Raw genomic sequence first — 22,964 nt, 5'->3', positions numbered from 1 at the left:
AACAGGGACGTCATACGAAGACGCCGCTGCATTACATGTTCCAGTAAGGCAACGGCGGAAAAAGGCGTGCCTTACCGGGTGAGGTAGTTCTCGGTTAAATGAGGTGCTGGATCTGGGTCCATGAGTCCTCCGGTAAGGTGAAAAAAAACAGGTCTGGCGTATATCTGGTGGAAACACCACGCCACCTGGCTCAGGTTTAGCGCGCACAGAATACTCCCTGTTGTGTAAACGGTAGCTCAACCAGGGGTTGGTTAATCTTTTCTTGCTGGCAAACAAGGGAAATATGACGCGTCAGGGGTTATGATAGCGGCAACGCCACTACCAACCTGAAGGATTACCCTGATATGCCAGAACGCCTGACAATCAAAGATATCGCCCGGCTCAGTGGCGTTGGCAAATCTACAGTTTCCCGGGTGTTGAATAATGAAAGCGGCGTCAGTGAGAAAACCCGCGAGCGGGTGGAGGCCGTAATGCACCAGCAAGGGTTCAGCCCTTCACGCTCCGCCAGGGCCATGCGTGGGCAAAGCGACAAAGTGGTGGCGATTATTGTTACCCGCCTGGATTCTCTGTCAGAAAACCTGGCCGTTCAAACCATGCTGCCATTGTTTTATGAACAAGGCTACGACCCCATTATGCTGGAAAGCCAGTTTTCACCAGAGCGTGTGGAAGAGCATCTGCGCGTGATGAGGTTGCGCCATATCGATGGCATTGTGTTGTTTGGCTTTACCGGAATTAATGAAAGCGTGCTGGCAGGCTGGCGTGATTCACTGGTTCTGTTGGCGCGTGATGCCCCAGGCCTTGCTTCAGTGTGTTATGACGATAACGGCGCTATCGCACTTTTGATGCAGCAGCTTTACCAACAAGGCCACCGCCATATCAGTTTTCTTGGCGCACCCCACAGTGATACCACCACGGGTCTGCGCCGCCATCAGGCTTATCTGGACAGTTGTGAGCACTACCAAATCCCTCCCTGCGCTGCCCTGCCCGGGCTTGGCATGCAACAGGGCTATGACTATATCGCTGGTGTGTTAACCCCAGCCACTACCGCACTGGTCTGCGCGACCGATATGCTGGCGATTGGCGCCAGTAAATATCTGCAGGAGCAGCATATTACTCATCTGCAATTAGCCAGCGTGGGCAACACGCCGTTAGTTCGTTTTCTGCACCCGGAAATTATCACCGTGGATCCGGGTTACAACGAAGCGGGCCGGCAGGCTGCCAGGCAATTAATTGATCAGATCAACCACCAGCAGTCGCCCCGCCAGATAGTGATCACCGCGCGGCTGGCTCCACCAATAACGACAGGCTGATCCCCGCTGCTCGTCAGGTAAAAGGCGATTTATTGTGATCATTGCCCTGGTTCGGGAACGTTCCCATTTTAACCCAACACGAAAATAGCTACCCTGCGGGCAGGCAGAACATGCTGATGCCTTTACCTACCTCCACAGGGATTTACCATGAAAAAAATTAACCCGCAGGATATTGATACGCTGATTGCACTGGTGGGTGGCAAGGAAAATATCGCCACCGTAACCCACTGCATTACCCGGCTGCGTTTTGTGCTGAATGATCCGGCGCTGGCCCAGCCAAAAACCATTGAAACCTTGCCCATGGTGAAAGGCTGTTTTACCAATGCCGGGCAGTTCCAGGTGGTGATTGGCACTAACGTCGGCGACTGGTACCAGGCGCTGCTGACACGGACCGGGCAAAGCTCCGCCAATAAAGACCAGGTGAAACAGGCCGCACGCCAGAATATGAAATGGCATGAACGCGCGATCTCCCATTTTGCCGAGATCTTCTTCCCGCTCCTGCCAGCACTTATCAGCGGCGGGTTGATCCTCGGTTTTCGTAATGTCATTGGCGATGTGCCCTTTCGCAACGGCGAAACCCTGGCGCAGATGTACCCGGCATTAAAAACCCTGTACGACTTCTTATGGCTGATTGGTGAAGCCATTTTCTTCTATTTGCCTGTGGGGATTTGCTGGTCGGCGGTGAAGAAAATGGGTGGGACGCCCATTCTGGGGATTGTGCTGGGCATCACCCTGGTGTCACCCCAACTGATGAACGCTTACCTGCTGGGTAGCCAGACCCCGGAAGTATGGAACTTCGGCTGGTTTACCATTCAAAAAGTGGGTTATCAGGCGCAGGTTATTCCGGCGCTGCTCGCCGGGCTGGCGCTGGGTATGATTGAAACCCGCCTCAAACGCCTGGTTCCTGATTACCTCTATCTGGTGGTAGTACCGGTCTGTTCGCTGTTACTGGCTGTTTTCCTGGCCCACGCGCTGATTGGCCCCGCAGGCCGGATGATTGGCGACGGTGTTGCCTTTGCGGTGCGCCACCTGATGACCGGTAGTTTTGCCCCAATTGGCGCCGCTCTGTTCGGTTTTCTCTACGCACCACTGGTGATTACCGGTGTTCACCAGACCACGCTGGCCATCGACATGCAGATGATTCAAAGCATGGGCGGTACGCCTGTCTGGCCTCTGATTGCGTTGTCCAATATTGCTCAGGGTGCTGCCGTTGTGGGCGTTATCCTGGTCAGCCGTAAACAAAATGAGCGTGAAATCTCTGTCCCTGCCGCCATTTCCGCTTTCCTGGGTGTCACGGAACCCGCCATGTACGGCATTAACATGAAGTACCGTTTCCCCATGCTGTGCGCCATGACCGGCTCAGGGCTGGCCGCATTGCTGTGCGGGTTAAGCGGTGTACTGGCAAACGGCATTGGTGTGGGGGGGATCCCGGGCATTCTCTCCATTCAGCCACGCTTCTGGGGCACCTTTTCACTTGCCATGGCGGTCGCGATTGTTGTGCCCATTATTCTGACCACGGTGTTGTACAAACGTAAAACTCATCAGGGCACATTGCAGGTGGTTTAAACCTTAACTTCACGGGCGGCTTACCCGCCCGTCAGATTGATGAAAAAGAAGGGAAAAGCGTGGTTTCCCCTTCTTTTTAGTTAGCAGCCGAAAATCAATGTATTGATTTTCCTGGTTTTTTATTGGGTGACATCCTCTATTTCTGTGCGGACATGAGGTTTGTCATCAGGCTCACGGGCAGCTTACCCGTCCGTTCCTTTTTTATAATGCAGGAAAGCATGATGACAGCAACACTGCCCTGGTGGCAAAACGGAGTGATTTACCAGATTTACCCGAAAAGTTTTCAGGATACTACCGGCAGTGGCACGGGAGACCTGGCGGGGGTTATCCAGCGGCTGGACTACCTGCAAACGTTGGGTGTGGACGCCATCTGGCTGACGCCATTTTATGTTTCCCCTCAGGTTGACAATGGCTACGACGTTGCCGATTACCTGGCTATTGACCCGGTTTACGGCACCATGAGCGATTTTGATAACCTGGTTGCAGCAGCCCACCAGCGCGGTATTCGCATCATTCTGGACATGGTGTTTAACCACACCTCCACTGAACATGCGTGGTTCCGTGCAGCGGAAAACCCGCAAGACTCGCACCGCGATTTCTATATCTGGCGTGATGGTACGCCCGATACACCGCCTAACGGCTGGCAGGCGAAATTCGGTGGCAGTGCCTGGCAGTGGCATGCCGAAAGCAGGCAGCATTACCTCCATTTGTTCGCGCCTGAGCAGGCAGACTTAAACTGGGAAAACCCGGCAGTGCGCCAGGCACTCCAGCAGATATGCCATTTTTGGGCAGACCGTGGCGTGGATGGCCTGCGGCTGGATGTGGTTAACCTGGTGTCCAAACACCCCGGCTGGCCGGAAGATATCCCTGGTGGTGATGGCCGCCGTTTTTATACCGATGGCCCGCGCATTCATGATTTTTTGCAGGAATTCAGCCGTGAAGTGTTTGTTCCTCGCCAGTTAATGACAGTCGGTGAAATGTCTTCGACATCGCTGGAGCACTGCCGCCAGTATGCCGCGCTCGATGGCCGCGAATTATCCATGACGTTCAACTTCCACCACCTGAAAGTGGATTACCCGAACGGGCAAAAATGGGCCCTGGCCGAACCGGACTTTATCGAACTGAAAAAGATTTTCACCTGGTGGCAGCAGGGCATGCACAACCAGGCGTGGAATGCGTTGTTTTGGTGTAACCACGACCAGCCGCGTATTGTCTCCCGTTTTGGGAGTGAAGGTCCGCTGCGGGAGGTCTCGGCAAAAGCTCTGGCGCTGGCGCTACATGGCTTGCAGGGCACGCCGTATATCTATCAGGGTGAAGAGCTGGGCATGACCAACCCCCATTTTAGTACCATTGAAGAGTACCGTGATGTGGAAAGCCTGAACATGTTTGCCTCAGGGCGGCAACGTGGTGAAAGCGAGGCAACACTGCTGGCGGTGCTGGCCAGTAAATCCCGCGATAACAGCCGCACACCAATGCAGTGGAACAGCAGCCCACAAGCCGGTTTTACCAGAGGTACGCCCTGGATAGGTGTGTGTGATAACTACCCGGAAATTAATGCCCGTGCCGCACTGGATAACCCGGACTCAGTGTTTTACACCTATCAGCACCTGATTCGCCTGCGTAAAACGCACCCGGTGATAACCTGGGGCGACTATGAAGACCTGCTGCCCAATACCCCGGTATTGTGGTGTTACCGCCGCACCTGGCAGGGTCAGCAACTGGTGGTCGCCATCAACCTCAGCCCGCAACCACAAACCTGGGCCGGTTGTACTTTGCCGGGCGCATCTGAAGTGCTGGCTGCTAACTACCCTCACCCACCATTACAACCAGAAGGCATCACATTGCGCCCCTTTGAAGCTGTCTGGTGGCTGGCGGTATCTGATTGACTCGGCAAATTTGAACCTTATTCAGGCCAGCCAGGGAAAGCTGGTCTGAAGTGTTTGCATAAGCCCCCTCTTCCGGTTGTTTTTTAAGCGTGTTTCAGGAAAAAATCTGAATGCTTAATTCCCGTTCACCCAGCAAGCCGCATCATAGCTTCTCCGCCAGATTTACTTTGTCCTGCATCAAAAAAAACGCAAACATGTTTGATGCAAATCACTATATATAGACACTAAAATGCGTTCCTCAACTACATATTGTAGAAATCATCTGTTATACCTTACTAAGACCACATTTCCGCAAGGGAAGTATTTGTGGATAAATCGGGGCAAAGACAGGGGCTTTTTGGCGTATTCCAGATACATAGCGCCTTATTTCTGAACCCTTGCCTCTGTGGAAAACCTGTTTTTAAAAATGGAGAGATCATGACACCGCATGTGTTGAAAAGAGATGGGTGCAAAGTACCTTTCAATTCAGAGCGCATTAAAGAAGCCATTCTTCGTGCCGCTAAAGCTGCTGGTGTCGATGACGCAGACTATTGCGCCACCGTCGCAGAAGTCGTTCGTGCACAAATGGAAGGCCGTAGCCAGGTCGATATTCATGAAATTCAGACCGCTGTTGAAAACCAGTTAATGGCCGGAAGCCATAAACAACTGGCTCGCGCTTACATTGAATATCGCCATGACCGTGATGTCGCCCGTGAAAAACGCGGCAAACTCAACCAGGAAATACGTGGTCTGGTAGAGCAAACCAACACGGCTATCCTCAATGAAAATGCCAATAAAGACAGCAAAGTCATCCCCACTCAGCGTGATTTGCTGGCCGGGATTGTGGCTAAACATTACGCCAAACAGTATCTGCTGCCCCGTGATGTTGTACTGGCTCATGAACGGGGTGAAATCCACTACCACGATCTGGATTACTCCCCTTTCTTCCCCATGTTTAACTGCATGCTGATAGATTTAAAAGGCATGCTGACTCAGGGCTTTAAAATGGGTAACGCGGAAATTGAACCGCCGAAATCCATTTCTACTGCCACAGCGGTTACCGCACAAATTATCGCGCAGGTCGCCAGCCATATTTACGGTGGCACCACCATTAACCGTATTGATGAAATCCTGGCGCCCTTCGTTACCGCCAGTTTCCAAAAACACCGTAAAACCGCAGATGAATGGCAGATCCCTGATGCTGAAGGTTATGCCCGCTCACGCACAGAAAAAGAGTGTTACGACGCTTTCCAGTCTCTGGAATATGAAGTTAACACGCTGCACACCGCGAATGGCCAGACACCTTTCGTCACCTTCGGTTTTGGGCTGGGTACTGGCTGGGAATCCCGCCTGATTCAGACATCTATTCTGCGCAACCGCATTGCCGGGCTGGGCAAAAACCGCAAAACTGCGGTGTTTCCCAAACTGGTCTTCGCGATCCGCGATGGCCTGAACCACCGTGACGGTGACCCGAACTACGATATTAAGCAACTGGCTCTGGAATGTGCCAGTAAGCGCATGTACCCGGATATCCTGAACTACGATCAGGTGGTGAAAGTGACCGGATCCTTTAAAACCCCAATGGGCTGCCGCAGCTTCCTGGGGGTTTACGAAGAAAACGGCGAACAGATTCACGATGGTCGTAATAACCTTGGAGTTATCAGCCTGAACCTGCCGCGTATTGCGCTGGAAGCCAAAGGCGATGAAACCGCGTTCTGGAAACTGCTGGACAGCCGCCTTGAGTTGTCGAAGAAAGCGCTGATGACACGTATCGCACGCCTCGAAGGTGTGAAAGCCCGTGTTGCGCCGATTCTGTATATGGAAGGGGCATGTGGTGTGCGCCTGAAAGCCGATGACGATGTCGCGCAAATCTTTAAAAACGGTCGTGCCTCCATTTCGCTTGGGTATATTGGTATTCATGAAACCATTAATGCGTTGTCCGGCAACCGCCATATTTATGACGATGAAAAACTGCGCTCGATTGGCGTTGCGATCGTCGCCCGCCTGCGTAAAGCGGTAGATGAATGGAAAGAAGAAACCGGCTATGGTTTCAGCCTGTACAGCACCCCCAGTGAAAACCTGTGCGACCGCTTCTGCCGCCTGGATACCGCCGAGTTTGGCGTAGTGCCTGGCGTAACGGACAAAGGCTATTACACCAACAGCTTCCACCTCGATGTGGAGAAAAAAGTTAACCCTTACGACAAAATCGACTTTGAAGCACCCTACCCGCCACTGAGTAATGGGGGCTTTATTTGCTACGGCGAGTACCCAAATCTGCAACACAACCTGCGCGCGCTGGAAGATGTGTGGGATTACAGCTACCAGCATGTGCCCTATTACGGTACTAACACGCCGATTGATGAATGCTATGAGTGCGGTTTCACTGGTGAGTTTGAGTGCACCAGCAAAGGCTTCACCTGCCCGAAATGCGGCAACCATGATTCTTCACGAGTGTCTGTTATTCGCCGCGTTTGTGGTTACCTGGGCAGCCCGGATGCACGCCCGTTCAATGCCGGTAAACAGGAAGAAGTGAAGCGCCGGGTGAAACACCTCAATAACGGCCAGTTGGGTTAATTATGAATTACCACCAGTATTACCCGGTGGATGTAGTGAATGGCCCCGGCACCCGGTGTACTTTATTTGTCGCCGGTTGCGTACACGAATGCCCCGGTTGCTATAACAAAAGCACCTGGCGGGTGAATTCCGGGGTGCCGTTCACCCAGGAAATGGAAGACAGGATAATCGCCGACCTGCAGGATAACCGGGTAAAACGCCAGGGTCTTTCGCTTTCCGGTGGCGACCCACTTCACCCGGCCAATGTGCCTGCGGTGTTGCAACTGGTGCAGCGCGTATGCCGCGAGTGCCCGGGCAAAGACATCTGGGTCTGGACGGGTTACCTGCTGAGCGAGCTGAACGATGCGCAGCGGCAAGTTGTAGCGCTGATTAATGTGCTGGTTGATGGCAAGTACATGCAGGATTTACGCGACCCGGCGTTGATCTGGCGTGGCAGCAGCAACCAGGTTATCCACCACCTGCGTTAAACGCTTAAAGCGGGTTGCCGCCAGAAGCAATAAGATATACAGCACCCCGATATATGTGTGGTGCTGTTTTTTTTTGTGCTGAACAAGCTAGCTCTGTTCAGTACTCAGGCAGGATACAGCCACCGCTTTAAATTCATCGAAATTCTGGCAATCTTTGAGTAATGGCATGCGCTGTTCGCGCAAAAATGTCACAAACAGGTCGTAAATCGCCATCGCTTCTTCATATTCTTCTTTACTGATAGCCAGCAGGAAAATCACTTTTGCTGTTTCATCTCCCCAGGCAATACCCTGGGGGGCCAGTACGGTGTACACCACGGTTTTGTGGGCCAGCAAGCCCAGTGAATGCGGTAACGCAATGCCGTCGCCCAGCATAGTGCTGACAATCGCTTCACGCTCTGCCACTGAAGGCAGAAAATCTGGCCCGACAATGCCTTCCCTTTCCAGTTGCTGGCACAGGCTGGTGAACAGGGCCTGCTGGCTGACGGGTTTATCAATGATGCGAAAATAGCGCGCATCAAAAAACCGTTCCAGCATCCAGGGACGGGTGCGATCCACCAGTACCAGCTTGCCTATCTGCTCTACCTGGTAATCGGAAGGAAACGGCGACATGGTGGCAACTGGTTTGTCTTTTTCCACCAACCGCGCAGTGCTGATAACAAAGTCTTCGGCAATGGTGTCCAGTTGTTCGTAATCCCGCAGGGAGATAATGCGTGTGACTTCAATTTGCGGGTATTTGCGCACCAGTTGGGCCTGAATCATGCGCACAGTAGAATTGCCGGTATCGCACACCAGCAGTACCTGTGGGTTACGTTGCCAGCCAATGTTGTAGTGGCGCTCCAGCCCGACACCAATATGCAACACCAGAAAACCCACTTCATTTTCGCTAATGGTGTATGGCGTATGTTTTCCCCAACTGGCAACCGCTGCAAGTGTCATATCCCACGCCAGCGGGTAATGCTGTTTGATATTTTGCAGCAATGGGTTGGGGATATGGATTTGGTAGCGAACCCGCGTAATCATGGTCTTAATGTGGGTCAGCAAATCGGCGTGCAGTTGCTGGTCGCGGGTCAGGTCGTAATTATAGTGGCTGTTGATATAACGCAGAATGTAGCTAACCAGCGCTTCGTCGTCATCGGCACTAATAGCACAAGGGTCGGCATCCTGAATACGCCGTGCGGCAAAATGTACCTGTAACCAGTTTTCTTCTGCGTCTGACAGTGCTTTACCACTCAGTTGCCCGAGCAGGTGGCTCATGGTACTGGCGGCCTGGCGCACAGGTTCATCTACGTTGTCGGCGTGAAAACTGGCAATAGGGTAACCTTCACTAATACGCCGCACCGCCACTGCGCAATAAAACCTGAGAAAATCAACGCTCTCGTCTGTCATGCGGATGGCAAACTGTTCCAGGCAGTTTTGCAGTGTGGGTTCCAGTGCCGCCAGCACACCAGAATTCAGCGCTTCTTCTTGTATTAGTGGGCTGCTACTGTCCTGCTGGCTGATTTGCCACAGTAAGTCAGTCAGGCACGCCCGCACAGCGGTTTCATCGCCAAACAGTTTCATGCCATGCCGGGGCCTTGCTTCAATCGACAAATTATAACGAGCCAGCACATCGCGCACTTCCACCATATCGCCCTGCAATGTGGCACGGCTGATAAACCATTCATCGGCCAGGTCTTCAAGCTTGAGGGAAAACGCCGAAGTTAAAAACCGCACCAGTAAGTAGTTAACCCGATCTGCACTGGTGCGGGGAATACGCAAAGGTGCCTGGTGTTGGCTTTGCAATTCACCAAAACGGCCCGGGTCGGTAACCCGCAACTGGTAGCCGGTTCCCCGGCTCAAAATAAACTGCGCGCCATGGCAGGCCAGCAATGTATTCAGTGCCGTAATATCCGCCCTGACTGTGCGGGTGGAGACAGCCAGGCGGCGAGCCAGTTCATCCTGAGGCAGTGTTTCGTTTTCCAGTAAACAAAACAACTGCGCCAGCCGTTGGTTGGGAAATCGCACGTCTGTGTCCTCTGGTGACACGGGCGCCCCAGTGCGCCCGTGAGTCTGAATAAGGGTTACCCCAGATATTTTTTAACACTGTTGAGCAGGGTACGCACATCCCCCGGTCGTGTTTGCCCGGTGTTTTTATCAATAATGGAACTGTATATGTGTGGAATAATACGTTTAACACCTGCTTGCAGGGCAATGTCGAGGATGGCCTCAAAATTGTCCAGGTCTATTCCCCCGGTAGGCTCCAGCCAGAAATCCTGGCGTGCACATGCCTTTGCAACCGCGCTATATTCATCACGGCAGGCTAATCCGCCCATAGGGAAATATTTCACTGAACTGCCACCCATATCTTTCAACAACGCAATGGCAGTATCAATGGGCACAATGCCATCCGGAGCCTGACTGCTGAGCGGCCCGGTTGAGATTTTTACCAACCCGGGTGTGCCAGTGGGTGAGATCAGGCCATTTACCACTGTGTCGTTTTGCCCTAACAAAGCCCTGCTGACGGCAACCCCGGTGAACACCTGGTTAACGTGCTGTGGCTGTATCTGGCGGGAGATCTCGCTCACCATGGCCGACTGCCCTGGCGAACCGGCCCCCAGCCCCACCGAAATCGCGTTGTTGATAAGTGAGGCATATTCACGCATGTCTGCCACTGCGTGTTCTGTATCCGGGTAATTTTTGGATAACACACCAACCAGCACATAACCTTCGGCGGCTTCATAGATATCCACCGCATTCTGGTGAGAACCCGCCAGAACATTCAGGCACACGCGGTCCTGGTAAAAACGTGGGCTCAGGCTCATGCTGTTGTCTCCTTGTTCAGTACAGCGCGAATACTGTGGAAAATTGTCATTAATTGTTGGGCATCAACACTGCGGACGTCGGCTTCTACAATGCCGCTGTTCGCTTTATAACCCCGGAAGTAAATGGCGTGCTCGCCTTGTTTGAGTTGCTCCAGCAACTGGCCTGTCGGCAGGCCAGTTATCGCTTCATTGAAGGTTATTTCCGCCCGGGCGATATCCCGGCCAGCCGCATCCCACACCACGCGGGCCTGTACGCCATCAAGTTGGTTAAGTGCTTCAATAAAGGGAGCCATTTTCGCCACCATTTGCTGCCCGGTTTCGTGCTGCGCATGCAGATACTGTTCAATAGCGCAGGCAAGCCCCAGAATACCTTCTTTGCCCACTTTCATGGCCCGGCCAATACCCCCAGACTGGCGTTGTACCCAGCCCACCCAGGGTTGCCGGCCAATCACCAATCCACTGGTCGGCCCTTCCAGGGCTTTAGCGCCACTGTAAATCACCAGGTCTGCTCCGGCCTGGTAGTAACAGCGCAGATCTTCTTCTGCTGCAGCGTCCACTATCAGTGGCAACTGATGCTCCCGGGCAACCTGCGCGGCTTCGCTAACCGTCAGCATACTTTTCTGCACACAGTGGTGAGATTTGATGTACAGCACCGCGGCGGTGTGCGGTGTAATGGCGGCAGCAAGTTGGCGGGCGCTGCATTCGTTGGCGTAACCCGCTTCCACCAGCCTGCCGCCCCCCAGAGCAACCATCGCGCCAACGGGTGCGCCAAAGTTTACGTTGTGGCCTTTTGGCAACACGATTTCGTTATCGGTCAGTGGTGTTTCATGCAGGTGAGTTAACAGCCAGTCGTCATCTTTGGCCAGCACTGCAGCCACACTTTGTGCAATCCCTGCCGATGCACAGGACACAATGGTTGCCGCTTCGGTTTCAAGCAAACGGGCAATGTACTGACCGGTTTTTTCAACCAGGTCATGCATTTCAAAGTAGTGCTGCATCCCCTGAGTGACCGCATCCACAACTGCGTCCGATGGTGTGGACACGCCCAAAATAGTCATGCGGCCAGATGCATTAATGACCGGTTTAACCTGATATTTCTCATACACTGAAGACATGTTCGGCCTTCCCTTGTTCTGTCAAAAACCATTTTCCTGCCCGCATTGCAGCCAGCGGGACGATGCATTCTGATGCCGCCAGCACACTTTGCTCACTGTCGGTAAGCCCCCCCTGGTATGGGCGCACATCGAACAGAGTGAAATCGGCATCCAGCCCTGGTGCTATGCGGCCTTTGCGCACCAGGCGCAGCCCCTCGGCTGCGTGTTGCGTGACGCAGGCCACCACTTGTTCCAACGTCATGCCGAGTGCAAGGAACTTCGCCATCACCAGCGCCAGGCTTTTGACTGGCCCGTCGATACGGTTACGGCAATAGATGTCGGAACTGATGGTGTGCGGCAACAACCCCATGCCGATGGCTTTTTCAGCTACAGAAAAACTGAAGCTCGCTGTGCCATGCCCGACATCAAAGCGGACACCCCGTTTTAACGCCTGCTGTACTGCGTCGCGCAGTTCACCGGAAGGGGAAAAAATGCGGTTTGGCTTGCCGTTAAAGCAGTGGGTCAGGATATCGCCCGCAGACAGCAGCGCGGCTATCTCATCCAGGTCTGGCGGCGTATTCCCTATATGCACCATCAGAGGCAGATTACCGTTTTCCTGCTGAATCACTTTTGCCCGTTGTAAGGGAGCAATGCCATTTTCCCCCACCACGCTACTACTCATGCGGGCTTTCAGCCCCACGATAAAATCCGGGTGACGGGCGACGGCCTGGCGTACCGCACGGGCATCAATTTTCGCCATATCCGCCAGTTCATTTTGGGTAACCAGCCCCTGACGCGCGATATTGAGCAGAGCGTAAACCTCGGTGACTGCCTCACGGGTCAGTTGCCAAAAGTCATCGATGTCATCGGCTCCTGTACTACCGGCATCCACCACGGTTGTAACGCCCGTGGCAATCCCCACACTGTCGGGTTCATCGTGGTAAATGGGCGATTTGGGGTAACAGTGCACATGGCTGTCTATCCACCCGGCACTGAGGAAGAAACGCCCGCCCAGGGTTATCTCTTGCCGTGCCGGAGTATTGATATTACCGACTTGTGCAATCACCCCCTGGTGAATGGCGATGTCGGTAATGCTACCGTCGACCAGGTGAGCCCTGCGCAGGATCATATCGAACATAACGGCTCCTTACGCCAGCAGGCGATGTACCCACTGGCGTGGTATTTAGCTGATTGCGATAGGGAAAATGGCGCCAAGCACCATGGCACCCAAAATAGCGCCACCGGTAATCGGCTTCTGCCACAGGTAGAACACCAGCGCACCCGCCAGAGCGCCCAGGCCAATAGGAATGGAGGCACTAATGGCACTCAGAATGATAAGCGGGCCAAGAAAACGGCCAGAGGCGTTCCCGGCTCCCATCATGACATCGGCCCCGTAGGTGGAATCGCTCTGGTTAATGGTGAACTTACGCGCCAGGATGATGATGTAGCCAATCGCCAGGCCGAGTACTAACCCTGTAGCCAGTGATGCAGCAAAGTTTGCGACCGGGAATACAATGCCTGCACCAAGCAATAAAGCCGGAACACCTAAACCAACACCGGTTTGAATTGCCCCGCCGATATCCAGAATCCCAACCAGCGAGCCTTCAATAATACGGGCAAACAGAAAACTGGCGCCAAATGCGGCTACCGCACCATAGACGCCGGTATCCATGCCTGAGCGCAACATCGACACAAACGCCACTTCATTAAATGCGCCAATGCCATACAGGTAATACATGTGCGTACCGGCAAAGACTCCTGCAGATAACAGGCCAACAAAAATAGGGAATGACCAGTCTGCGTACCAAAAACCTTTGTTCTCTTCCATTTGTTTTCCCCTTATTTACCGCTCAGCGCGTTATGCAGCAGTTCAAGCCAGTTCGGCGCACCAAGGCGGAACGACTCAAGGAATTTCAAATCAAATCCGCGGAAGAAGGCACTTAATACAAACAGTGTGATAATCGCCGTCATCATGATTTTGGTGACTTTGTTCCACCCACTTTCTTCCACACCTTTCCCCACGAGGATGCCCAGCACCAGGCCTGGAACCGCATTCCCCATAATCATTTGAGCCAGGCCGCCAAAAATGGTGGCCCATAAACCAGAGCGTTTTCCGGCATCAATCGCAGCCAGCCAGAAAATAACGGGCATCACGATATTGACCAGCAGATTAGCGGCGGGCACCAGCACTTTGACTGCCGTTACCTGCAAAGCCGCGGGTACGGCGGATGCAGTAGAGTTCAGAAAGGCAACGACCACCATGCCAACCAGGCCGCAGGCAATCGCCATTTTTTTCGGGTTATGCAGTGTCTGGGTGACATCGCGGTTTTTTATCATGAGCGCGGCGACACCCCAGTTTGGGATAATGCGGTGGTCAACATCCTGGGTGAATGACCCGGCGGCAACCGATGAAGCCCACGCGTTAAAGAAAAACCCCAGGCCAAAGGAGAAGTGTGATGCCGGGTCACCTTCGCAGGCATTGAGTTCACCCAGCGTACGGAATGCGCCCATACCTTGTGTTACCGGTGCATGGAACATACGTGCGGCGCCAGCCCCAACTCCCACACCAACCAGCCCGCCAATAATGAGCGATTTTATTAATATGATGAAAAACATACGTCCTGCCCTTTTTGTTTTTATACACAAGACCTTTCAGGATGCGTAACGGCACGGAGATGCCGGTGCGCAGATGCAGCCAACAAGAAAAACACCTGAAGGATGCCGTGCATAGATACCGTTTGAGCTTCAGACTGCAGGTGAGCTGGCAACCCGCACTCTCCTGAGTACTGGCAACAATCTGCGCGGGTACTGCGTAACCCCGGCCTGCACCCCGAATACCTTCGGGTATCACGTTATTTACTGAGCGATAAAATCCACCTGTTCTGGATCTATCGCCGTCACATTGACGGTGACTTCCAGCTCAACGCTGAAGGTTCGTCTTTCACGGCGCAGAAAGAAAAACAGAAACGCCTCTTTCCGCACAATCTGGCGGGCGGCAATGACTTTCACATCCTGTGGTTCAATGCGCAGTAATACCTGTGAAGAGCCTTTCAACACCTCACGCTGGATATGGGAAAACGCGTCGGAAAAAGCAGCCGCTTTCGAGGTGCCTTTTCCCTGTACGCTAACGGTGGTTGTTGATAATTGTTTCATCAGCCATTGCCATATTTTTTCTGCCAGGCTTCAACCAGGCGAATACCCAGTTCTTCAATATCCATAAAACCAAACCCGAGGACATTGCAGCCTTCTTTAATCGCCGTGACGCCCTCATCCACTGAGCGCATGCCATATTTGGCTTTGTAACCATGTTTATTCTGGGCCGTAATTGCCCCGGCACCGCCACTACCGCAAAACGAGATGCCAAACGTTGCCTGCTCGGCTTTCATGACATCACCCAGTTTCATATCCGCCGCAACACCGGGTATCACAACCGCACGCCCACCCGCTTTTTCCACGCCTGCTGCAACCTTCTGCCCTTTTCCCAGGCGGTCGCCAATAACCACTGTAATTTGTTCCACTTTGCGCTCCTTAACTGACACCGTTTTCTTTTGCTACTGCGAAATGGACAGATAGCAACCAGACCTCTTCCCTGGGTAAGTTGCCGAAGATATCGACCACCGTTTTAGCCAGTTGCATTGCCGGTTGCGGGATCTCATTAAACAAACTGGCGTCAACTTCGGGCAATGGTTCGCCACTCACCGAGCGCCACGCCATGGCCCGAAGATGCGACGCCAGCATTTGTTGCTGCACTGGCGTTGGAAAAATTCCTTTTTCTGCCAGCAACTGCTCTACCTGGCGTAATACCTGCCCGGCCAGCGCCGCAGCATGTTCTTCCTGACAAGCCCCGGTATTCAGGGCTATTTTGTTGTCCACGCGACTTACCTTGATTCGTTGAGATGCTACTAAGCTAGCGCGAGCGCGCGCGGGTTTGTAGCAAGTTGTTTTCCACTTCAAAGTGGAAAAACGACGGAAGGGAGTGATCTGTTTCGCATTACGGCATGGTGCTGAACAAAAACGCTGGTAAGCCAGCTTCTTGCGGGTATTAACCACGGAGAAAGGAAGGAAAAACAGAGAGTAAGCAAACAAAACGCCCCGGAAAACCGGGGCAATATCATAAGACAGTCTTATGTTTCAGCTAAGTTTAAACAACCTGGCTGACGCAGAATTAGCGGTATTTCTGATGGTAAGTATTGCGGGTTTGTTTGAAGTGCTCCGCCGCAGCCTGTGCCTCTTTTACTTTGCCTTCATCCGCAAGTTTCAGCGCACCATCTATCTGGCCCACCAGAATATCCAAACCATGACGATAATCTTTCATTTGCGGGCTGTCGCTCGCCTGGCCGTCCAGTTTTGGTGGCGTGGACTTTTTCGCGTCTTCTGCTGCCTGACGCATGTTAGTCAGTGCCATTTTTAGCTTACCGGCATCTTTGGTACTCATCACGGTTTGATAGTTCTGGGCCAGCGTGTCCATATCCACGCCAAGGTTCTCCGCCAGTACCGAAGTACTCGCCATAGAGAATGAACAGACCGCTAACAGGGCTATCAGTGTTTTACGCATTGGCTCACCTTTTTTATAAAGAGTGCGGCAGGTCGCACCCGAAAACATTACTGCCCGGCGATTTTCATTTCCGGCAGTAATACCGAACCGCATTGAATATTACTTCGGGTCTCAATATCGTCACCAATGGTGACCATATTGCGCCACATATCTTTTAAATTACCGGCGATAGTAATTTCACTCACCGGGTACTGAATTTCACCATTTTCAACCCAGAAACCGGAAGCGCCACGGGAATAATCACCCGTAATACCACTGACGCCCTGCCCCATCAGTTCCGTTACTACCAGGCCCGTTCCCATCTCTTTGAGTAACTGCTCAAAGCTCAGGCCACGGCCCGCAATACGCCAGTTATGAATTCCACCAGCATGACCTGTGCTGTGCAGGCCCAGTTTGCGGGCAGCGTAGCTGGTCAGCAGCCACTGTTGCAACACGCCATTTTTTACAATATCTCGCCGGGTGGTACGCACCCCTTCACCATCATAAGGGGAAGACGCCAGCCCTTTTAACAGGTGCGGATGTTCTTCAATAGTTAACCATTCCGGCAGGATTTGCTGGCCCAGTGAATCCAGTAAGAAGGTGGATTTCCGGTACACCGCACCACCACTGATAGCCCCCACCAGATGGCCAAACAGGCCGGTTGCCGCTTCTGCTGCAAAAATAACAGGCGCTTTCATGGTAGATAATTTTCGTGGAGATAAGCGTGATAAAGTGCGTTTTGCACACTCTTCACCCACCCACTCAGGGGATTGCAGGTCGCTCATTTCGCGGCCAATAGAATAGGCATAATCCCGCTCCATACTGCCGTTGGCCTCGCCAATCACACAGCTGGATAAAGAGTGGCGGCTGGAACAGTAGCTCTGCAGCATGCCGTGGCTGTTACCAAACACTTTAATGCCGTAATGGCTGTTAAAGCTGCCGCCTTCGGTGTTGGTTATACGTTTGTCAGCCTGCAGCGCAGACTGTTCTGCGCGAGCTGCCAGGCTGATGGCTTGCTCAGGAGAAATTTCTGCCGGGTGAAATAAATCCAGATCCGGAGCTTCAAATGCCAGCAACTCTTTTTCCGCCACGCCAGCGCACGGGTCTGGTGAAGTATACCGGGCGATATCCACCGCCGCCTGCACTGTACGGGCAATTGCGTCTTTGCTCAAATCTGTAGAGGAAGCGCTACCTTTACGGTTTTGCGAATACACCGTGATTCCCAGTGCGCCATCGCTGTTAAACTCTACATTTTCGACTTCGCCATAACGGGTGCTCACGCTGATACCCGTGGTTTTACTGACTGCGACTTCTGCGCCATCCGCCTTACCGGAGGCCAGTTCCAGCGCATGGGCTACCGCTTCTTCCAGTGCTTTACGTTGTTGTGCAACTTGAGTGATTACTTTCATCGCCAATGCCATAATGTAAGGTAAGTTAATTGACAGTCTAACAGAGAACCATTTCGCAGTGCGCACCTTAACTGGTAGTATTAGCCTCTTTTTAAGGAGCCTGATATGACAAAACAGCCTGAAGACTGGCTCGATGACGTCCCCGATAGCCAAAACGAAGAGGACGAAGATGATGAAATTATCTGGGTCAGCAAGAGTGAAATTAAGCGCGACGCAGAAGAGCTGAAACGTCTCGGCGTTGAGTTGACTGAACTTGGCAAAAACGCGCTGGATAAAATACCGCTGGATCAGGACCTGCGTGCAGCAGTGGAACTGGCGCAACGGATTAAGAAAGAAGGCCGTCGCCGCCAAATACAGTTGATTGGGAAAATGCTGCGTCAGCGTGATGTGGACCCCATTCGCCAGGCGCTTGATAAGCTGAAAAATCGCCACAACCAGCAGGTTGTTGTGTTTCACAAGCTGGAAAGCCTGCGCGACCAGTTGATTACTGGTGGTGATGAGGCCATTGAAGAAGTACTGCGCCTGTATCCGGATGCTGACCGTCAGCAATTACGTTCCCTGGCGCGTAATGCGAAGAAAGAAGTTGCTGGTAATAAACCACCCAAATCCAGCCGCCTGATCTTTCAATACTTGCGCGATCTGGCTGAAAACCAGGATTAATCATCCGGCTGCCTTTCCAATGGCAGCCGTTTTTTTCGTCACCCGTGTGGCGAACTGCTCTTTGTCGCTTTCTGTTGTACCTGGTGCCCGCATTTCACCTGTGCTCTGCCCGCAGACCTGTCACAGATTCACCCGGAAAGTTTCCTGTATCAGTATACTTGCCAGGCCTGTCTTCAGGCGCTGCATTTTACGCCTGCCACAAAAAGCTGAATCGTTACAACAAAACACCTCAAGATGCACAAGATTAGAGAAACAACTTATTTGTTACATTGTAAATCATGATCTGAATCTCATTTATTTACAAAAATTAACACTTAATACTGTGAATTGAAGGGGATCACATTTTCTTGTTACCTGAAAAACTAGTCTTTGCTGAAACAAACATAATCGATTCAGCAAAAGGACGTTCCGATGAAAAAAGCTCTGATCCTCTCAACACTCGCGTTACTCATCTCTGGACAAGTGGCAGCCAAAACCTGGGTGCTGACGGACACTGAAAGCAATACAGAACAAGGAAACTGGCACATCTCCAGCCATCAGCTGAACATAAAATCTTCCCCGTTCAGCATTGAGCAAACTGTGTTGCATGGTGGCAAACAAGAAGGCAGTAAACTGCTGGTTATTAAAAGCCAAAACGGCCTGACTATTACCCTGATTCCCACCCGCGGCATGGATATCCTGCGTGTAGAAGGTTTTGGCGTGCGTATGGGTTGGGATTCACCGGTTAAAGAGGTCGTCAACCCTGCTTACATGAACCTGGAAAGCCGTAACGGACTGGGCTGGCTGGAAGGTTTTAATGAAATGATGGTGCGCTGTGGTTATGAATGGACCGGGCACCCGGGTATGGCGGATGGCCAGCTGTACACCCTGCATGGTAAAGCGGGGAATACACCGGCATCTAAAGTGGAAGTGAGCGTGAGTGACAGCGCACCTTATACCATTACTGTGCGCGGCTTACTGAAAGAGAGCACCTTTAAAAAAGCCGATTTGCAGACCCAAACAGAATTGCAATATGTTCCGGGCAGCAGCCAGTTCAGCATTCATGACGTGCTGACCAATAAAGGTGATTACGACCATGATTACCAGATAATCTATCACAGTAACTTTGGTCAGCCGATTCTGGAAGAAGGTGCGCAGTTCCTCGCGCCAATCGCGCAAATCAGCCCGTTTAATGACTATGCGAAGAAAGGCCTGAGCACCTGGCAGACCTATGCCGGCCCCACCAAAGGCTTTGACGAAATGGTGTTTAATATTGCACCACTGTCCGGAGCCAACCACCAGACACTGGCAGCTGTGGTGAACAAAGCGGGCAACAAAGGCGCAGCTATTCACTTTAACACCACGCAACTTCCGGTTCTGACACTGTGGAAAAATACCGATACGCTGAAACAAGGCTATGTGACCGGCATTGAGCCCGGCACCAGCTATGCCTACCCGGTATCCATTGAACGTGAACAGAAACGTGTGAAACAACTGGCACCAGGCCAGAGCGCACACTTTGATTTAACCTACCAACTGCTGCACTCCGCAAGCGATGTAAACCAGATTAAACAGGATATCGCCACGATTCAGGGTGACAAGAAAGTAGAGGAAATCAGCACACCGATGGCTAAGGAGTAAGACAGCCTTGCCCGCAGGGACGCGGGCTCTCCCACGGTTTCTGGTTATTCAGTCTTATCCGCAGCAGGGCGTTACCGGTCAGCAACAACGGGTAATGATCCGCCAAAATATACATATCGGCAGCAACATCGGTCATCGCCAAAATAATGCATTCAGTGCGTGTACTGCCGATGTTCATAGCCTCAAGACACCGTCTTATTAAAGTATCAGAAGCATTACAGTACATGTTCTCAGAATGAATACAGCACACCCAACGTCGTTCCCACTTCATTGCGGCGGGATACGATTTGGCTGTCCGCAGCATGGGAGCCCAGCCACTGGTAATCAACGCTGACCAGAATTCCCCACTGCTCAGTTAGCTGGTGATCCCATGTCAGGCTGGTATCCACACCGTAAAACCCGCCGGGCGCGGAATAAAATGAGTAACCAGAACGGCGACTCTGCCTGATGTTGACCCCATAGTTCGTATTCATGTAACGGCTATCGCCAAATAAGGCCGCAGAGCTTAATGCAACCGTGTCGGTGCTTGTCTGCCAGGGAACCAGCGTGACAGAAGTCTGGTAACTCACGCCCTGGCTTTCACTCAGAGGCAGAGTAGCCTTGCCTTCCAGAGTCAACCAGGAAGTGGCCGACCAGCCAACCACAATGGCCGTATTCACTGTCGGGTTGATATTCCCCATCCCTTTCAGTTTGTCACTACCATCCCGCCAGAGGGAATTACGTTCTGAACGCCCAAGGCTGTAACCCAGTGTATGCTCCAGCCAGAATCCATTGTCAGTTTGCAGGTCGTATCCCACTCCTTTCTCCGAATCCAGAAAGAATGCGCCATCACGGGCCTGCACAACAGGAACCACCTGCCAGTTATGTTTGTCTGAGCCACTGTAACGGGGGATATTTTGCCCGGCGATGCCAATTGAAATGCTGCGCTGTGCCGGGCTGGTGTCGTCGGCACGTACTGCCGTTGCTGTGCCAGTGAGTGCGAAACAGGCCATATACAACATCAGTTTTCTGGCTATCATTGTGGCTTCTCCGTACCTGTATTGTCAGCGGGCCCTTGTCAGGGGGGCCGGGTGTGCCAGTGAATATACGGAGGCAGTGTCAGTAAACTGTCAGGGGTTTATTAAGAAACGGTCAAGGCGGTCTGAATGTCCGGAAAACGAATACTGATTATTGAAGATGATACAGATGCGGCAGATGTGTTAAGTGCATATTTACGGCGAGAAAACTATGAAGTGAGTGTTGCGGGTGATGGGTTGTCTGGCCTGGACATGAGCCAACAGTTGCGCCCCGACCTTATATTGCTTGATGTGATGCTGCCTGGCCTGAATGGCACAGAAGTGCTGGCAGCAATACGGCGCAAAAGTACCACGCCCGTCATTATGGTGACCGCCATGGGCGACGCGCCAGATAAAATTGGCGCATTGCGATACGGAGCAGATGACTACGTGGTCAAGCCTTATAACCCGGGCGAAGTGGTTGCACGCGTGCAGGCAGTTTTGCGGCGGGTATTCCAGGAGCCGGAAATACAGCTATTGCGCTGGCAGACACTGGAGGTTGATACCTTGATGATGACAGCAGGAGTGCGCGGCAGCGATGGAAAGCTGGGGCTGATTGATTTGACACCAACAGAATTCAGCATGCTCACGGTATTGATGGGGGCACCCGTTCGCCCTTTTTCACGCCAGGATTTGCTGGAGCGTTGCCTGCCAGAGAGCGATGCTCTGGAACGGGCGGTGGACACGCACATTTATAACCTGCGTAAAAAACTGGAAGCGGCCGGCATTTCTGACGTACTGGTCAATGTACGTGGTACTGGTTACCGGTTCCGTCAGCCATGAAGACTTTACAGCAACAGACATTATGGCGCTGGATCTGCGTGCGGGTACTGGCACTGGCTGTGGGTTCCGTTGTGGTTATTGCCTTATGCATGTGGTTGCGCTTCGCCATTGAAAATATTTGGATACTGCACCATATGCCTGCGGATTTGCGTAATGAGTTTGTGCAGTTACGCTCGCATCCGGAAGCCAACCCTGCCCGTTTCCATGAGATTATTGATGCATGGTGGGGGATAAGCTATTCCGACCCGTCGATAGCCTCAGCCGACTGGCTGACTGTCGGGCTTCTGGTCGTGGTCATCATTCCTTTCATTGTGTTTTTTGGGTTACGTTCCGCCCGGCCACTCTCCGTTCAGTTCAGCCATCTGGCGGCGGCGGCGGGTTCAGTCTCCGCAGGTAATTTCAGCACACGGGCAGCACAGGTTGACGGCGCTCCGTTAGAAATGTCCCGATTTACCCAAAACTTCAACGCGATGATGCAGCAACTGGCACGCTATGAACGTGAACTGAAGGCTTCACATGTTGCAATGGCGCATGAACTGCGTTCACCGCTTACTGCCGCTATTGGGCGATTGCAGGGAATGATCGACGGCATATTTACTCCTGAGCCCAGACAACTGGAAATGGTGATGAAGCAACTCCAGTTGCTTAGCCGCCTGACTGATGAATTGCACTTGTTATCACTGGCGGATGCAGGCCAGCTTAGTCTGCATAAATCGGTAACAGACCTCGCCGGGTTACTGCATGAAAAAGCGGCATGGCTGGCGCCACAGGCGCAGGATGCAGGTATGGCGCTGCATGTTATCGCTGATACTCCCTGCCCTTGTGAAGTTGACGCCGTCCGCCTCGGCCAGGTTGTGACTATCGTGATGGAAAACGCGCTGCGATACGCATCTGAAGGTGGTTCACTGACTGCATCAGTGCGGAAAACACCAGGCGGGTATGCAATGGCGTTTAGTGATCAGGGCCCGGGTGTGGCAGCCGAATTTCTGCCAGTGATGTTTGATCGTTTTACACGCGGCGAGTCATCACGGGCACGGCATTCCGGCGGTAGTGGCCTTGGTCTGTCGATTGCACGAGCTATCTGTTTGGCTCATGGGGGCGCTATCCATGCTGCGCAAGGTGTCGATAAAGGGCTGGTTATCACCATCACGCTTCCTGCCAATAATTCAGTTATCTTGACACGTTCCTGACAGATTGTGGGGGTAAATCCTGACAGTGTTCCGGTG

The 22,964-nt window shown here is 52.6% G+C and carries 21 protein-coding genes; 9 read left to right on the top strand and 12 right to left on the bottom strand.

Annotated features, from left to right (window positions below; all coding sequences use genetic code 11):
* The first annotated feature begins 344 nt into the window (after positions 1–344).
* The 5 genes from treR (at position 345) to nrdG (ending at position 7,782) form a co-directional block, all read left to right on the top strand.
* A complete protein-coding gene (treR, locus tag A9B99_RS13700) occupies positions 345–1,310 on the top strand; it encodes a trehalose operon repressor TreR (RefSeq protein WP_064598355.1) in 966 nt (321 codons plus the stop codon).
* A 147-nt stretch (positions 1,311–1,457) separates the two neighbouring features.
* A complete protein-coding gene (gene treB, locus A9B99_RS13695) occupies positions 1,458–2,876 on the top strand; it encodes a PTS trehalose transporter subunit IIBC (RefSeq protein WP_064598354.1) in 1,419 nt (472 codons plus the stop codon).
* A gap of 221 nt (positions 2,877–3,097) precedes the next feature.
* Positions 3,098–4,762, top strand: a complete 1,665-nt coding sequence (gene treC / locus A9B99_RS13690) for an alpha,alpha-phosphotrehalase (protein ID WP_064598352.1) — start codon at positions 3,098–3,100, stop codon at positions 4,760–4,762.
* A gap of 417 nt (positions 4,763–5,179) precedes the next feature.
* The gene (gene nrdD / locus A9B99_RS13685) at positions 5,180–7,315 is read left to right on the top strand and encodes an anaerobic ribonucleoside-triphosphate reductase (protein ID WP_064598350.1); all 2,136 of its coding nucleotides are present in this window, start codon (positions 5,180–5,182) and stop codon (positions 7,313–7,315) included.
* Positions 7,316–7,317: 2 nt separating this feature from the next.
* A complete protein-coding gene (gene nrdG / locus A9B99_RS13680; RefSeq protein ID WP_064598349.1) occupies positions 7,318–7,782 on the top strand; it encodes an anaerobic ribonucleoside-triphosphate reductase-activating protein in 465 nt (154 codons plus the stop codon).
* 87 nt (positions 7,783–7,869) lie between these two features.
* Here the strand turns inward: nrdG and A9B99_RS13675 are convergent, their stop codons facing one another.
* The 11 genes from A9B99_RS13675 to pmbA form a co-directional block, all read right to left on the bottom strand.
* A complete protein-coding gene (locus A9B99_RS13675) occupies positions 7,870–9,786 on the bottom strand; it encodes a BglG family transcription antiterminator (protein ID WP_064598348.1) in 1,917 nt (638 codons plus the stop codon).
* Positions 9,787–9,842: 56 nt separating this feature from the next.
* Entirely contained in the window at positions 9,843–10,583 is a 741-nt protein-coding gene (gene dagF, locus A9B99_RS13670) for a 2-dehydro-3-deoxy-phosphogluconate aldolase (RefSeq protein WP_064598347.1), read from the bottom strand.
* Entirely contained in the window at positions 10,580–11,698 is a 1,119-nt protein-coding gene (locus A9B99_RS13665) for a DgaE family pyridoxal phosphate-dependent ammonia lyase (protein ID WP_064598345.1), read from the bottom strand. Before A9B99_RS13665 ends, dagF begins: the two co-directional genes overlap by 4 nt.
* The gene (locus A9B99_RS13660) at positions 11,682–12,815 is read right to left on the bottom strand and encodes an amidohydrolase/deacetylase family metallohydrolase (RefSeq protein ID WP_064598344.1); all 1,134 of its coding nucleotides are present in this window, start codon (positions 12,813–12,815) and stop codon (positions 11,682–11,684) included. Before A9B99_RS13660 ends, A9B99_RS13665 begins: the two co-directional genes overlap by 17 nt.
* A 45-nt stretch (positions 12,816–12,860) precedes the next feature.
* Positions 12,861–13,505: a DUF4310 family protein gene (locus A9B99_RS13655; RefSeq protein WP_064598342.1), complete on the bottom strand. Its 645-nt coding sequence runs from the start codon at positions 13,503–13,505 to the stop codon at positions 12,861–12,863.
* An 11-nt stretch (positions 13,506–13,516) separates the two neighbouring features.
* Positions 13,517–14,293, bottom strand: a complete 777-nt coding sequence (locus A9B99_RS13650) for a DUF4311 domain-containing protein (protein WP_064598340.1) — start codon at positions 14,291–14,293, stop codon at positions 13,517–13,519.
* 240 nt (positions 14,294–14,533) lie between these two features.
* Positions 14,534–14,830 (bottom strand): DUF4312 family protein, encoded by a 297-nt coding sequence (locus tag A9B99_RS13645; RefSeq protein WP_064598339.1) that lies wholly within the window; start codon positions 14,828–14,830, stop codon positions 14,534–14,536.
* Positions 14,830–15,195 (bottom strand): SFCGS family glycine-rich protein, encoded by a 366-nt coding sequence (locus tag A9B99_RS13640; RefSeq protein WP_064598338.1) that lies wholly within the window; start codon positions 15,193–15,195, stop codon positions 14,830–14,832. Before A9B99_RS13640 ends, A9B99_RS13645 begins: the two co-directional genes overlap by 1 nt.
* 10 nt (positions 15,196–15,205) lie before the next feature.
* A complete protein-coding gene (locus tag A9B99_RS13635; protein ID WP_064598336.1) occupies positions 15,206–15,550 on the bottom strand; it encodes a glycine dehydrogenase in 345 nt (114 codons plus the stop codon).
* 292 nt (positions 15,551–15,842) lie between these two features.
* Positions 15,843–16,232, bottom strand: coding sequence for a cytochrome b562 (gene cybC / locus A9B99_RS13630; RefSeq protein WP_064598984.1), 390 nt, complete (start codon positions 16,230–16,232; stop codon positions 15,843–15,845).
* 47 nt (positions 16,233–16,279) lie between these two features.
* Positions 16,280–17,632, bottom strand: a complete 1,353-nt coding sequence (gene pmbA / locus A9B99_RS13625) for a metalloprotease PmbA (protein WP_064598334.1) — start codon at positions 17,630–17,632, stop codon at positions 16,280–16,282.
* Between the two features lie 93 nt (positions 17,633–17,725).
* Between pmbA and yjgA the strand changes: the two genes are divergently transcribed.
* On the top strand, positions 17,726–18,280 hold the full coding sequence (gene yjgA / locus A9B99_RS13620) for a ribosome biogenesis factor YjgA (protein ID WP_036114137.1): 555 nt from the start codon (positions 17,726–17,728) through the stop codon (positions 18,278–18,280).
* A 411-nt stretch (positions 18,281–18,691) separates the two neighbouring features.
* A complete protein-coding gene (locus A9B99_RS13615; RefSeq protein WP_064598328.1) occupies positions 18,692–19,900 on the top strand; it encodes an aldose 1-epimerase family protein in 1,209 nt (402 codons plus the stop codon).
* A 230-nt stretch (positions 19,901–20,130) separates the two neighbouring features.
* Here the strand turns inward: A9B99_RS13615 and A9B99_RS13605 are convergent, their stop codons facing one another.
* Positions 20,131–20,919, bottom strand: coding sequence for a MipA/OmpV family protein (locus A9B99_RS13605; RefSeq protein WP_064598325.1), 789 nt, complete (start codon positions 20,917–20,919; stop codon positions 20,131–20,133).
* Positions 20,920–21,045: 126 nt separating this feature from the next.
* Here A9B99_RS13605 and A9B99_RS13600 point away from each other — a divergent pair, with 126 nt between their 5' ends.
* On the top strand, positions 21,046–21,738 hold the full coding sequence (locus tag A9B99_RS13600; RefSeq protein ID WP_064598324.1) for a response regulator: 693 nt from the start codon (positions 21,046–21,048) through the stop codon (positions 21,736–21,738).
* Complete coding sequence (locus tag A9B99_RS13595; protein ID WP_064598322.1) at positions 21,735–22,928, top strand: sensor histidine kinase; 1,194 nt, start codon at positions 21,735–21,737, stop codon at positions 22,926–22,928. Before A9B99_RS13600 ends, A9B99_RS13595 begins: the two co-directional genes overlap by 4 nt.
* The last annotated feature ends 36 nt before the right edge of the window (positions 22,929–22,964 follow it).

This window comes from Mangrovibacter phragmitis (assembly GCF_001655675.1).
Taxonomy (GTDB): domain Bacteria; phylum Pseudomonadota; class Gammaproteobacteria; order Enterobacterales; family Enterobacteriaceae; genus Mangrovibacter; species Mangrovibacter phragmitis.
Note: the sequence above shows the minus strand (reverse complement) of the source record. Positions and strands in the feature narration are given on the sequence as shown.